The following is a 12,383-nucleotide window of genomic DNA, read 5'->3' on the forward strand; positions in this document are numbered from 1 at the left end:
TGTCGCCGGGGTGTCAGCGGCTGCGGGCGAGGGCGGCTCGGGCGGCCGGGGTGAGCGCGTCGCCGATGCGGTTCGCCAGCTCGGTCATCTCGTAGGACACCTGACCGACGTCGCACTGCGGCGAGGCGAGCACGAGCAGGGAGGCGCCGTCGTTGAAGGCCATCGAGAACATGAACCCGCCCTCGAGCTGGGTGACGTTGGAGATCACCGTGCCGGCGTCGAAGAACGCGGCGGCGCCGCGGAGCAGGCTCACCAGGCCGCTGCCGGTCGCGGCGAGCTGGTCGGCGCGGTCGGCCGGCAGATCGCGGGTGGCGGCCACCATGAGGCCGTCGCTGGAGATGGCGATCGCATGGCTGACCTCGCTCGCGCGTTCGGCGAAGCTGTCCAGCAGCCAACCGAGGTCCTGGTGGTCGGTCACGTGCACTCCCTGTGGCGTCATTGGTTGCCGAGGTTGGTCAGGGTGGGGCGGCGGGCGGCCACGCCGCGGGCGTACGCGGCCATCGCGCTGGCCACCTGGGCCGGGTCGCGGTACTCGGGGCGCGGCGGCGGGGCCGGCACGGTGACCGCGCCGGGAACGAGGTGCCGCTGCGGCTGCCGCTTGGGCAGCCCGGTGGTGGTGGTGGCGACGACCTCCGGCGCGGCGACCTGCGCGGCGGCACGCCACGCGTCGTCGGCCGGGCTGGCCCACCCGTTGCCCGGCTGAGCCTCCGGCTGCTCGGTGCCGAACCAGTGGTTCACCTGCTGGAAGATGAGCAGTTCCTCGGTCGCCGCGTCGCCCCGGTCGGGCGGTGCGGCGGCCGGTCGGAACACCGGGGCCCCGGGCAACGCGCGGTCGAACGCCGGCCGCCCGGCCCGCGGCTGCGGCACGGTTGGCGGCGCGTACGGCGGTGGCGGGGCGGCGGCCCGCGCCGCCCGCCGGGAGGGCCGCGCCGCGCTGAGCACGTACTCCTCCGGAGGCAGTGGCCGGATCATCGCCGCCGGCAGCGCAGCTTCGGCGATGGTGCCGAGCCGGGGACCGGGGCGCAGCTGGACGTTCACCCCCAGCCGGACCGCGAGCTGCCCCACCACGACCAACCCCATCGCCCGCACGGCGGCCACGTCGATGGCGGGTGGGCGGGAGAGCAGCTCGTTGAGCTGGTGCAGCCGCTGCGGAGAGAGCCCCACGCCCTCGTCGCTGATCTGGATGATCACCCGGTCACCGAGGCTGCGGCCGGTCACCCAGGCCTCACTGCCGGGCGGCGAGTAGACGGTGGCGTTGTCCATCAGCTCGGCGAGCAGGTGCACCACCTCGTCGACCGCTTCGGCGGCGACGGCCACGTCACCGTCGACCATGCCGAGCCGGATTCGCGCGTAGTGCTCGATCTGCGACTGCGCCGCCTGGAGCACCTTCTGCAGCGGGACGTCCTCCTGGCGTACCCGGCCGACGCCGACGCCGCCGAGCACCAGCAGGCTGGCGTTGATCCGGCCCATCCGGGTGGCCAGGTTGTCGAGGGTGTAGAGCTGGTCCAGCCGCTCGGGGTCGGTCTCGTCCCGCTCGACCCGGTCGACCTGGGCCAGCACCGCGTCGACCAGGCGCTGTTCGCGTCGGCTGAGGTGGATGAAGATGTCCGCGGTGTTGGCCCGCATGACCGCCTGTTCGGCCGCGGTGCGCACGGCCGCCCGGTGTACGGCGCTGAACGCCTGACCGAGCTCGCCGATCTCGTCGTCGCTGGAGGGCTCCAGCTCCTCGGTGGACTGTCGCCGGGCCAGCTCGTCCGGGTCCACGGCGCTGCTGCCGGGCTGTTGCAGCCGGGCCACCACCTCCGGCAGCCGCTGGAAGGCGACCGCGTTCGCGGCGTCGCGCAGTCGGCGCAGCCGGCGGGTGATCTGACGGGCCACCGCCCAGGTCACCACGGCGGTCAGCAGCAGGGCCACCACCACGGCGGCGGCCTCCGCCGCCGCCCGGCGCCGCTGGTCGGCGTGCGCGGACCGGACGTCGTCGAGCACCGCCGCGTCGACCCGTTGACGCAGGTCGGAGAGGCGACCGGACCACTGCTGGGTGGCGGTGATCCAGGCGTCGACGTTGAGGCTGAGTCGGCTGCCCGCCCGGGTGCGGGAGACCTCGTCCTGCATCCGCTGCAGCAGCAGCGCCGCCTCCCCGCTGCCGGCCTGCTCCCACCAGACACCCCAGTCGGGCCGGGCGAGCGCCAGGAACGACAGGCTGGACTCGGTGAAGCTGGTGCGGGCGGCGGTGATGTCCTGCTGAAGCGCGGGCGTCAGCTCGCCGGCGGCGACCGCCCGCAGCACGGCCACCTGCTGCTGGCCCACCGCCTCGGCGGTCTTCGACAATGCGGCCGAGGCACGGATGCCGTCGGCGATGCGGGCGTTGACCACGCCGAGGGTGACGCTCTCCCGGAGGTTGAGCAGGTCGGCGATGGCGATCCGGTAGCTGAAGGTCATCGCCGAGACCGAGGCGTGCGCCGCCGTGCGGACCTGGGCGCGCAGCGGAGGGAGGGAGTCCAGCGTCGCGTCGATCCGGGTCAGGATCGCCCGGCTCGCGGCGGGCCCGGACGGCACCCGGGCGCGCTGGGCGCGGTAGCCGGCGGTCACCGCGTCGGTGGCCGCGGTGGCGTCGGCGAAGGCGTCCTGCTGCGGCGGTCCGCCGCGGCTGAGCAGGTCGGCGGCGGCGCTGCGTTCCCGCTGCAACCGATGGGCCAGGTCGCCGGCCTCGGCGCCGAGGCGGGCCAGCTCGCCGAGGTCACTGGCGCGGGTGGTCTGGCGGGCGCTCTCGGTGAGGGCGAGGCCGGCGAACCCGATCACGGCGACCAGCGGCGCGGCGACGATGAGCCGCATCCGGGCCGCGATCTTCCACCCGCGTCGTCGGCTCGGGTAGGGTCGGGCCGCGTGGGACCTTGTGCTCGTCGCCAAGACTGACTCCCACGGGCTAATCGACGATCGCCTATGTGCACGTTGCTTTATGCACGTCTCATTGCGCCGGAACCCGTGCCGTCAGACCAGACCCACCGCTGGTACAAACAGCCCGTACCAGCATCTGTACCCAGAGTCAGCATCGCCGGCGGGCCGCGCCTCGGGTCGACGCCGGCGACGGTTACGACCGGTCGGCGCCGCGCCCGGCCGGGCGCTCGCCCGACTCCGGCGGCGCGCTGAGCACCTGGCCGATCAACTCGCGCAACTCGTCGATCGCCGCCACGACCGCGCCCGGGTCGCGAGCGTCCCGCCGGGCCGGCGGCACCGGCGGATCCGACGGCACTCCCAGGAACCGGGGACCCCGGCGACCGTCCGCCGCCAACTGCTCGGCCGCCACCTGGGGCCACAACCCCGCCAGGCACCCACCGGTCTCCAGCACCTCGTCGCACCGTACGGCGAACTCGTGACTGCCGAAGCGACGACCGGACTCGACGGCGGCGACCGTCTCGCGGCTGAACCGCACCCGCTCCGCCAGCGCCCGCTGGGTCAGCCCCTGCCGGGTGCGCCAGGCTCGCAACTCGACCCGAAACCGGTGGCTGGCACCGGAATGGGCGGCGTTCGACGGGGACGTGCGATCCATGTGCTCACCTTCGCGACACCGCCGGGCAGGCGCGGCATCAGATCGAGGTCGGGCAATGATTATGCATTCGCAGGTGACAATTCTTAACCCATGGACGGACGGGTGTGAAGACGTGACTCAGATGTGGGCCTTTGCCGCGGACGGATTCCCGCTGCCGAGGAACGGGCCCTCCGCTGGCGGTGGACGCCGCGCCCGCCACCGCCGGCGCCGCCGACCGGCCGTCGCCCCGATCGAAGAATGAGCAGGCCAAGCCGGCCGACCGCAGCGCTCCTCATGCGGCGGGCACCTCGGCGCCGGTCGAGTCCGGAGCGACCGCGCGGCCGACCGGTGGCTCGACATCGATGATCGCCGGCAGGGCACGGTGGGCGCGAAATGCAACATTCGGCTTGTATGAACGGCGGTGGTCGGTTGTTAACCGCAACCCCGGAATGGCTGCGGTCAGCCGCGCCAGGGCGATCCCCGCCTCCAGTCGCGCCAATGCCGCGCCAATGCAGAAATGCGGCCCGTGCCCGAACGACAGGTGATCCGCCGCGTCCGGCCGGCCTGGGTCGAACCGGTCGGGGTGGGCGAAGACCGCCGGATCCCGGTTGGCGGCACCGATCAGCAGCAGACAGCGCGCGCCGGCCGGGATGGTGACCTCGCCGAGCGTCACGGGCCGGCGCGTGACCCGCAGCCAGCCGTCGATGGCCGGCGCGAAGCGCAGCGTCTCGCTCAGGAAGGCCGGGATCCGGGCCGGCTCCTCGACCATCGCCCGCCATCGGTCCGGCTCCGAGAGCGCCTGGTCCAACGCGTGGGCCAGCAGCCCGGCGGTCGTCTCGTGCCCGGCTACCAGCAGGTTGAAGACGATGCTCGCCACCTCGGTCACGGTCAACCGGTCGTCGTCGCCGTCGCGGTACTCCAGCGCGAGACTGACGTAGTCGTCGCCGTACCGGCCGTCGTCCAGGCGGGCCTGGACCAGCCGTTGGCAGTAGCGCCAGAACTCCAGCAGGCTCGCCGCGAGGCGTACCTGCTCGGCCGGATCCGGGCGCCCCCAGATCAGCGCGATCTGCCCGTCGGCCCAGTCCCGCACCCGCCCGATGTCCTGCTCCGGCACCCCGAGCAGGTCCAGCAGGACGAGCAGCGGGAGCTCGGTGCTGAATTCCTGGACGAGGTCGACCTGCTCGCCCTGACGGTCGACGAGCCGGGCGACCAGCTCGTCGACCCGGCGGCGGACGATCGGGCCGTAGCGCTGCTCGACCCGGTCCGGGGTGTTCGCGAAGGTCACTCGCAGGGCCCGACGGGTCCGCGGGTGCACCGGCGGATCGGCGGCGGCGGTCGTCGGCGGAGCGTCGATCTGCATGATCAGCTGCAACGCCTCCGGGCACACGTCGTAGATGGGCGCGAGGGTGAGGGCGTTGCCGAAGGTCGCCGGGTCGGCCAGCGCCCGCCGGACGTGGGCGTGGCTGCTGATCAGCCACAGCCCCAGATCGGGGTCGTGATGAACTCCGCCGGGCTCGTCGAGAATGCGGCGCCAGACGCCGGCCGGGTCGGTGAGATAGGGCTCGTCGAATGGGTTCAACCGCATGACCGCCTCCTGGTACGTTACGCCGACGGACCGGGCTCGCCAGTCCGGCCACCGGGCCGGTAATGGCGCCCCAATGGCTGCGGCGACTTCACGGTGCGCCAAATTCACACGCAAGTCAAGATTTGCCGACGTCAATGGAAATTGGGTCGGGAATTGCGTGGGGCGCAGATCGCATCGACACCGGAAAATGCAAGTTGCGAGCCGGCGCTTGCCCTGCGCATCCCGCGCTGAGCAGTTCAGACGGGCTGCTCCTGGGTCCTCGTCGACCCACCTGAGCCCACCCGGACCGCCGGCCCATAACGACCGCGGGACGGCCGCCGAACCAGATGGCGGCGGCCACGACGGACCGCCGGAATGACATCCGGGCGCACATTTTCCACGACCCAGAAAACGACGCCCGGCGGCACGGGTGACGGTACCGGAGCAATGACCTGACCCACGATTGCCCGGGCCCGGTCGACCGGGCGGATCAGCCGGACCGGTCGAGCCAGTGCGGCAACGGCATCGTGCGCCACGGCACCCGGAGCAGCAACCGGATGATCAGCAGGCCGAGCAGGTAGCCGGCGATGCTGTCGGTCAGCCAGTGCCACCCGAGGTAGGTCGTGCCGATGAAGACCAGCACGCCGGGCAACCACTGCACCACCCGGCGCACGGTCACGCCCAGATAGGGCGCGAGCAGCGCCACCAGCACGCCGTAGTAGACGATGCCGTTGCTCACGTGGCCGGAGGGGTAGTACTCCTCCCAACCGTCGCTGAACATCTCCACCGAGCCGTGGTGCGGGGCGCCCCGTGACGTCCACGCCTTCAACCCCACGATCAACAGGGTGCTGATGATCGGCGCCAACCCGGCCAGGATGATCGGGCGCACCGTCCGGTGCCGCCAGGCCAGCCAGAACGACACCCCGACGGTCACCGTGGTGAGCAGGCCGCCCTGACCGACGTGGTCGAAGACCCACATCAGCCACCACACCGGACGGGGCCGGTGCTGGTCACACCAGTCGCGGACGATGATGTCGAGCCGCAGCAACGGCGGCCACCAGACGAGCGCCGCGGTCAGCGCGGCCAGCGCGGCGAGCAGCAGCCCGTCGAACCACCAGCCGGCCGGCACCGGCCGCAGGGCAGGCTCGCCCAGCGGTCGGGGCGGCCGATCCCGCGCGTGTCGTGGCGACGCTCTCCCCGCTGGCATGGCCCCTCCGCTCTGTCGCCCGCCGACGTCCGGCGCCTACAGCAACGACGGCGGGGGGCCGCGGGTGACCGTCCAGCGGCTTTTCGGGTACGGCCGGACCAGGGGCTGGGCGAGTTCCCGCCAGCACGGCAACGCCGGACGGGCCGGACGACAGCACGTCGCCCGGCCCGTCCAGCCTCGTCCGGCCACCGTGCCGACACCGGCCCGGCGGCACGCCCGTCACCGGGCGGTCAACACCCCGTACCGGGCGCCGCGGCACTCGGCTCGCCGCTCCCCGATGCCGCCAACTCGGCCCGGGTCGGCGGGTCCGCGCCACGGCGGGCACAGGTGCGGGCGGCGACCGTGGCGGCGTGCTCGAGCACGGCGGCGAGGGTGGCCCGGTCGGCCGCGGCCAGCGCCGACCGGCGCTCGGCGCCGAGCAGGTCCGCCCCGGCGAGCGCGGAGAGCATCCCGGCCGTGAAGGCGTCGCCGGCGCCGATGGTGTCGACCACCGTCACCGGGTGGGCGGGCACACTCACCTCGTAGCGCCCGGTGCACGCCCAGGCCCCCCGCTCCCCCAGCGTCACCACCACCAGGCCGGCGCCCCGGGCCAGCCAACTGCGGGCCGCCTGCTCGTGCGCCAGCCCCGGGTGGAGCCAGGCGAGGTCCTCGACGCTGACCTTGACCACGTCGCTCAGCCCGACCAGCGTCTCGATCCGCCGCCGCGCCTGCGCGCGGTCACCCATCAGCGAGGGCCGGCAGTTCGGGTCGAAGCTGATCGTCGCCGACCCGCGCGCCTGCCGCAGCAACGCCGACACGTCGTCCGCGCCGGGCGCCAGGACCGCGGCGAGCGAGCCGGTGTGCAGGCAGGAACCGACGGGTACGGAGTCGTCTCCCGAAGCCGCGAAGGACCGCCACTCGACGCTGAAGTCGTAGCTGGCCTGCCCCGCCGGGTCCAGCACCGTGCGGGCCACGCTGGTCCGCGCCAGGTCCCGCACCGAGCGCGGGTCCAGGCGTACGTCGTTGGCGCGCAGGTGCGCGAGGAGCATCCGCCCGTGCTCGTCGGCACCCAACTGGGTCAGCAGGGTGGTGGGATGGCCGAGCCGGGCCAACGCCACCGCGACGTTGGCCGGGCTCCCACCCGGTCGGGCGGTGACCGGCGCCGGAGCGACGCCGATCAGGTCCACGAGGGCCTCACCGACGACCGTGATCACGTCTGCTCGTCCGCCTCGGTCGTCGGCGTCGCGCCCGCGGCGCCACCGGGCCGGGCGTCCGCAGGCGGTTCGTCGAGCGTCGCCGCGCCGGTCATGATGGCCACCGCCTCCGGCATGGTGTGCGAGGCCGGGGTCACCACACCGGCGCAGCGGCCCAGCCGTTGGATGTGGATGCGGTCGGCGACCTCGAACACGTGCGGCATGTTGTGGCTGATCAGGATGACCGGCAACCCGCGGGACCGGACCTCCTCGATCATCCTGAGCACCTGGTTGGACTCCTTGACGCCGAGCGCCGCGGTCGGCTCGTCGAGGACGATCACCTTGCTGCCGAACGCGGCGGCGCGCGCCACCGCGACCGCCTGGCGCTGACCGCCGGAGAGGGTCTCCACCGCCTGGGTGACGTTCTGCAGGGTGCCGATGCCGAGTTCGGCGAGCGCCTCGGTGGCCTGGCGCCGCATGCCCTTCTGGTCGAGCATCCGGAACACCGAGCCGAGCAGCCCGGGCCGGCGCCGCTCCCGACCGAGGAAGAGGTTGCTCGCGACGTCCAGCGCCGGCGCGACGGCGAGGGTCTGGTAGACCGTCTCGATGCCGGCCTCACGGGCGTCCTGCGGCCGCTTGAACACCGTCGGCCGGCCCTCGACGAAGATCTCGCCGGCGTCCGGGGTGAGCGCGCCGGTCAGGCACTTGATCAGCGTCGACTTGCCGGCGCCGTTGTCACCGATCACGGCGAGCACCTCGCCGGGGTAGAGGTCGAGGTCCACCCCGTCCAGGCCGACGACCCGGCCGAAGGTCTTGACCAGGCCGCGGGCCGAGAGCACCGGCGTGCGCTCCGCGCTCTCGGCGGCCTCGCGCTGGCCGGCGGACGGAGAAATGGTCGTGGTCATGCCCGCACCTTCCTGATCCACTGGTCCACGGCGACGGCGAGGATCACCAGGAGACCCACGGCGAGCACGCGGTACTGGTCGTCGACGCCGGCGAGTGACAGGCCGCTGCGGAAGAAGCCGACGATCAGCGCGCCGAGCAGCGTGCCGAGCAACGCGCCCCGCCCGCCGAAGAGGCTGGTACCGCCGATCACCACCGCGGTGATGCTCTCGAGGTTCGCGTCGGTGATGGCGTTGGGGCTGGCCGCGCCGGCGCGTCCGATCAGGATCCAGGCGGTGATGCCGTAGATCGCTCCGGCGACGAGGTAGACGCTGAGCAGCACCCGGTCGACCCGGATGCCGGCGAGCCGGGCGGCCTCCTTGTCGTCGCCCACCGCGTAGACGTGTCGGCCCCAGGCGGTGCGCGACAGCGCGAAGCCGACCACGAGGTAGAGCAGGACGACCGCGACGACGCCGGTGGTGATCCGGAACGGCCCTACCGGGATCGACTCTCCGGTCCAGCTGAGCACCGGCGGCAGGTCGGTGGCCTGCACGCTCTGGCCGCCGGAGTAGAGCAGGCCGATGGCGGTGAAGACGCTGAGCGCGCCGAGCGTGACGATGAACGGCGGCAGCTTAAGCCGGGTCACCAGCGCGCCGTTTATCGCGCCGGCCGCGGCGCCGACCGCGATGGCGAGCACGATCGCGAGAGCGCCCGGGATTCCCTCCCCCTCGGCCAGCTTGGCCGAGAGCATCATCGCCAGGATGACGATCGCGCCGACCGACAGGTCGATCCCGGCGGTGAGGATGATCAGCGTCTGGCCGACCGCGAGCGCACCGATGACGGCGACCTGCTGGAGCACGAGGCTGAGCGAGTTGGGTGAGGCGAACCGCGGGTTGAGCGTGGAGAAGACGACGAACGCGATGACCAGCACCAGGAAGGGGCTGATCGCCGGGTGCGCGTGCAGCAGGTGCTGTACGCGTTGCAGTGGCGAGTGCCGGCGCAGCGCGAACCGCTGCGCGGCGGTGGTCGGTGGTGTCGTGGTGGTCACGGCGGCTCCCTGCCGTTGTCGACGGAGGTGGACGAACTGCCGGGGCGAGGCACCCGGGGTGGCGCGTCCCGGGTGCCTCGTCGGCGGCTGACTCAGCCCCAGCAGCGCTGGGCGCCGTCGGCGCTGGTGATGCTCTCGACGCCGGTGCTCGCCTTGTCGGTGACCAGGGCGACGCCGGTGTCGAAGAAGTCCAGGCCCGCCGAGACCTCGGGCTTCTGCCCGTCGTTCGCGATCTTCTTGATCGCCTGGACGCCCAGCTCGGCCATCTTCACCGGGTACTGCTGGGAGGTCGCGCCGATGACCCCGCCGGCGACCTGGCGTACGCCGTCACAGCCGCCGTCGACCGAGACGATCAGGACGCCCTGCGCCTTCGCCGCGGCCTGCAGGGCCTTGTGCGCGCCGACCGCGGCCGGCTCGTTGATGGTGTAGACGACGTTGATGTCGGGGTTGCGGCTCAGGCAGTTCTCCATCGCCGTCCGGCCGCCGTCCTCGGCGCCGTTGGTGGGCTCGTTGCAGGCGATGGTGTAGCTGCCACCGGAGTAGCTGCCGGTCTTCGCCTCGTCGCCGTTCTTCTTCTTGTCGCCGGTGGCGATGCCCATCCCGGTGAGGAAGCCCTGGTCGCGGTTGTAGTCGACGGAGACGACCTTGTCGTTGAACAGGTCCAGCAGGGCGATGGTCGCCGGCTTGCCGGCGAGCTGGCCGGCCGTCCACTTGCCGATCAGTTCGCCGGCCTTGAAGTTGTCCGTGGCGAAGGTGATGTCCACGGTGTCGGCGGGGTCGGGTGGGGTGTCCAGCGCGATCACGTAGAGCCCGGCGTCGCGGGCCTTCTTGATGGCGGGGTTCACGCCGGGGCCGTTCGGGGTGATCAGGATGCCCTCGTCGCCGCGGGCGATGGCGTCCTCGATGGCCTGGACCTGGCCTGCCTCGTCGCCGTCCTCCTTGCCGGCCGCGACGGTGAGCTTCACGCCCTCTGCCGTGGCGGCCTTCTTCGCACCCTCCTGCATGGTCACGAAGAACGGGTTGGTGGAGTTCTTGGTGATCAGTGATACCGCGACGCCGCCGTCGGCGGAGCCGCCCTCCGAGCCGCTACCGCATGCGCTGAGGGCCATGCCGCCCGCGAGCGCGGCGGCGAGCAGGACGCCCGACCGTCCCATGCGTCGAATCATGTTCTCTCCCAAGGAAAAGTCCCGGACCGGCTCGCCGGGCAAGCACGACAACGATGTCACGGCAGTTTCCAGATGGTTGCCGCCGATGTCAATGCCTGCTCGACAGCTCTTGCGAAACACGCACGTAACCATGTGGACGCTCTTGACATCGATGTCAGGGCCGGGCCACCATGCCCGGACGGCCATGGCGTCGCAGCACGACGTGGCATCGACGTCCCTGATGGAGGGAGGGCGCATGGACCCTGCCGTGCCCACCCCGATGGTCCCGCGAGCCCGACCCACCCTCCGCGACGTCGCGCTGCTCGCCAAGGTCAGCCCCAAGACCGTCTCCCGGGTGGTGAACGGCGAGCCGGGAGTCTCCCCGCAGAAGCTGGCCGCCGTGCGGCGGGCGATCGCCCAACTGGACTACCGGCCGAACTTCACCGCGAGCAGCCTCCGCCGGTCCAGCGGCCGGACGGCGGCGATCGCCGCGGTGCTGGAGGATCTCGCCAACCCGTTCTCCGCCGCCCTGCACCGGGCCCTCGAGGACGCCGCACGCGATCGGGAGGTCCTCATCTTCGCCGGTAGCGTCGACGAGAACCCGCAGCGGGAGCGCGAACTGATCCGAGCCTTCACCATGCGGCAGGCCGATGCGCTGGTCGTCGTGCCGGCGAGCGACGACCAGAGCTACCTGATGAGCGAGGTCAGCGCCGGCACACCGGTGGTGTTCGTGGACCGGCCACCCATCGGCCTGCCCGTCGACGCGGTGCTCGCCGACGGCCACGACGGCGCCGCGGCGGCCGTGCACCACCTGGTGCGGCACGGGCACCGCGACATCGCGTACCTCGGCGACCTGCAGAGCATCCAGACCGCACGACAACGGTTCCAGGGTTTCAAGGAGGCGCTCAGCGACCACGGCATCCGGCCGGCGCACATCGTGCACGACCTGCACACCGAGGGGGAGTCCGCGGCGGCGGTACGCCGATTGCTCGCCGCCGCCATCCCCCCGACCGCGTTCTTCACCTCGCAGAACCTGGTCACCATCGGCGCCATCCGCGCGTTGCAGCAGCTCGGCCGGCACCGGGACGTCGCACTGGTCGGCTTCGACGACTTTCCCCTCGCCGACCTGCTGCACCCGGCAGTCACCGTCATCGCCCAGAGCCCGTCCGAGATGGGGCGGGTCGCCGCGGCGCTGATCTTCCGGCGGCTCGACGGCGAGCAGTGGCGGCCGACCACCCACCTGGTGCCGACCCGGCTCGTGCCCCGCGGGTCGGGGGAGATCGCCGGACCGCATCGCGCCTGAGCCGGCGGGTCATCGCAGCCGGCGGCCGGTCCGCGCGCGCTCAGTCGCCGGCGGTCCCGCCCGGGTCGGCCAGGATCCCGGTGCCCTGGCCGAGTTCGATCAGATAACCGTCCGGGTCCCGCAGGTAACACCGGATCTCCACGCCGTGGTCCTTCGGCTCGGTCAGGAACTCCCCGCCCCGGGAGCGCCACTGCTCGTAGACCGCGTGCACGTCGGTGACCCGGATGTTCATCGCGCCGCTGAGCGTGTCCGGGTCGGCCGGGGCCTGCGCCCGCACGGTGGGCTTGTCGTCGGTCGGGCCACCCTCGTCGTTGATCACGATGTAGCTGTTGTGGAACCGCAGGATCGCCGGTTGCCGTTCGCGCACCACCGTCGCGCCCAGCACCCGCCGGTAGAACTCCCGCGAACGGTCCACGTCACGCACGATCAGCAGGTGGGTGAGGACCATCCCGCTCTCCGGCCGGAAGTAGTCCGGCGCCTCGATCGCCATCCGCGCCTCCCGGAGGATCTCGTCCGGCGGCGCGTACCCGTTCGGG

General features: G+C 72.5%; 11 protein-coding genes. 1 reads left to right on the top strand and 10 read right to left on the bottom strand.

Features of this window, described 5'->3' with window-relative positions; translation table 11 throughout:
- Positions 1–13 precede the first annotated feature (13 nt).
- The 9 genes from ACIP9D_RS02835 to ACIP9D_RS02875 all read right to left on the bottom strand — a co-directional run bounded on the left by ACIP9D_RS02835 (position 14) and on the right by ACIP9D_RS02875 (position 10,553).
- Positions 14–418, bottom strand: coding sequence for a roadblock/LC7 domain-containing protein (locus ACIP9D_RS02835; RefSeq protein ID WP_350870304.1), 405 nt, complete (start codon positions 416–418; stop codon positions 14–16).
- 17 nt (positions 419–435) lie between these two features.
- Positions 436–2,832, bottom strand: a complete 2,397-nt coding sequence (locus tag ACIP9D_RS02840) for a nitrate- and nitrite sensing domain-containing protein (RefSeq protein ID WP_350870306.1) — start codon at positions 2,830–2,832, stop codon at positions 436–438.
- A 256-nt stretch (positions 2,833–3,088) separates the two neighbouring features.
- Complete coding sequence (locus tag ACIP9D_RS02845; RefSeq protein ID WP_350870307.1) at positions 3,089–3,547, bottom strand: helix-turn-helix transcriptional regulator; 459 nt, start codon at positions 3,545–3,547, stop codon at positions 3,089–3,091.
- A 271-nt stretch (positions 3,548–3,818) separates the two neighbouring features.
- Positions 3,819–5,111 carry a cytochrome P450 gene (locus ACIP9D_RS02850; protein ID WP_350870309.1) on the bottom strand — a complete coding sequence of 431 codons (1,293 nt, stop codon included), beginning with the start codon at positions 5,109–5,111 and terminating at the stop codon, positions 3,819–3,821.
- 469 nt (positions 5,112–5,580) lie between these two features.
- On the bottom strand, positions 5,581–6,219 hold the full coding sequence (locus ACIP9D_RS02855; protein WP_350870311.1) for a phosphatase PAP2 family protein: 639 nt from the start codon (positions 6,217–6,219) through the stop codon (positions 5,581–5,583).
- Positions 6,220–6,527: 308 nt separating this feature from the next.
- A complete protein-coding gene (locus ACIP9D_RS02860) occupies positions 6,528–7,490 on the bottom strand; it encodes a carbohydrate kinase (protein ID WP_350870313.1) in 963 nt (320 codons plus the stop codon).
- Positions 7,487–8,374: an ATP-binding cassette domain-containing protein gene (locus ACIP9D_RS02865; protein WP_350870315.1), complete on the bottom strand. Its 888-nt coding sequence runs from the start codon at positions 8,372–8,374 to the stop codon at positions 7,487–7,489. The genes ACIP9D_RS02860 and ACIP9D_RS02865 overlap by 4 nt, the downstream gene beginning before the upstream one ends.
- Positions 8,371–9,399, bottom strand: coding sequence for an ABC transporter permease (locus ACIP9D_RS02870; protein ID WP_350870317.1), 1,029 nt, complete (start codon positions 9,397–9,399; stop codon positions 8,371–8,373). The genes ACIP9D_RS02865 and ACIP9D_RS02870 overlap by 4 nt, the downstream gene beginning before the upstream one ends.
- 92 nt (positions 9,400–9,491) lie before the next feature.
- Positions 9,492–10,553, bottom strand: coding sequence for a substrate-binding domain-containing protein (locus tag ACIP9D_RS02875; RefSeq protein WP_350870319.1), 1,062 nt, complete (start codon positions 10,551–10,553; stop codon positions 9,492–9,494).
- Positions 10,554–10,800: 247 nt separating this feature from the next.
- Between ACIP9D_RS02875 and ACIP9D_RS02880 the strand changes: the two genes are divergently transcribed.
- Positions 10,801–11,847 carry a LacI family DNA-binding transcriptional regulator gene (locus tag ACIP9D_RS02880; protein ID WP_350870320.1) on the top strand — a complete coding sequence of 349 codons (1,047 nt, stop codon included), beginning with the start codon at positions 10,801–10,803 and terminating at the stop codon, positions 11,845–11,847.
- A 40-nt stretch (positions 11,848–11,887) separates the two neighbouring features.
- On the opposite strand, the gene ACIP9D_RS02885 is transcribed toward ACIP9D_RS02880, so the two are convergent.
- Positions 11,888–12,337, bottom strand: coding sequence for a VOC family protein (locus ACIP9D_RS02885; RefSeq protein WP_350870322.1), 450 nt, complete (start codon positions 12,335–12,337; stop codon positions 11,888–11,890).
- Positions 12,338–12,383 lie beyond the last annotated feature (46 nt).

It is taken from the genome of Micromonospora sp. NPDC093243, from assembly GCF_044753725.1.
In the GTDB taxonomy this organism is placed as follows: domain Bacteria; phylum Actinomycetota; class Actinomycetes; order Mycobacteriales; family Micromonosporaceae; genus Micromonospora.

Coding starts and splice junctions, on each gene's coding strand:
- ACIP9D_RS02840 (WP_350870306.1), bottom strand. CDS start 2,832: ATGCGGCTCATCGTCGCCGCGCCGCTGGTCGCCGTGATCGGGTTCGCC.
- ACIP9D_RS02845 (WP_350870307.1), bottom strand. CDS start 3,547: ATGGATCGCACGTCCCCGTCGAACGCCGCCCATTCCGGTGCCAGCCAC.
- ACIP9D_RS02850 (WP_350870309.1), bottom strand. CDS start 5,111: ATGCGGTTGAACCCATTCGACGAGCCCTATCTCACCGACCCGGCCGGC.
- ACIP9D_RS02865 (WP_350870315.1), bottom strand. CDS start 8,374: ATGACCACGACCATTTCTCCGTCCGCCGGCCAGCGCGAGGCCGCCGAG.
- ACIP9D_RS02875 (WP_350870319.1), bottom strand. CDS start 10,553: ATGGGACGGTCGGGCGTCCTGCTCGCCGCCGCGCTCGCGGGCGGCATG.
- ACIP9D_RS02880 (WP_350870320.1), top strand. CDS start 10,801: ATGGACCCTGCCGTGCCCACCCCGATGGTCCCGCGAGCCCGACCCACC.
- ACIP9D_RS02885 (WP_350870322.1), bottom strand. CDS start 12,337: ATGGCGATCGAGGCGCCGGACTACTTCCGGCCGGAGAGCGGGATGGTC.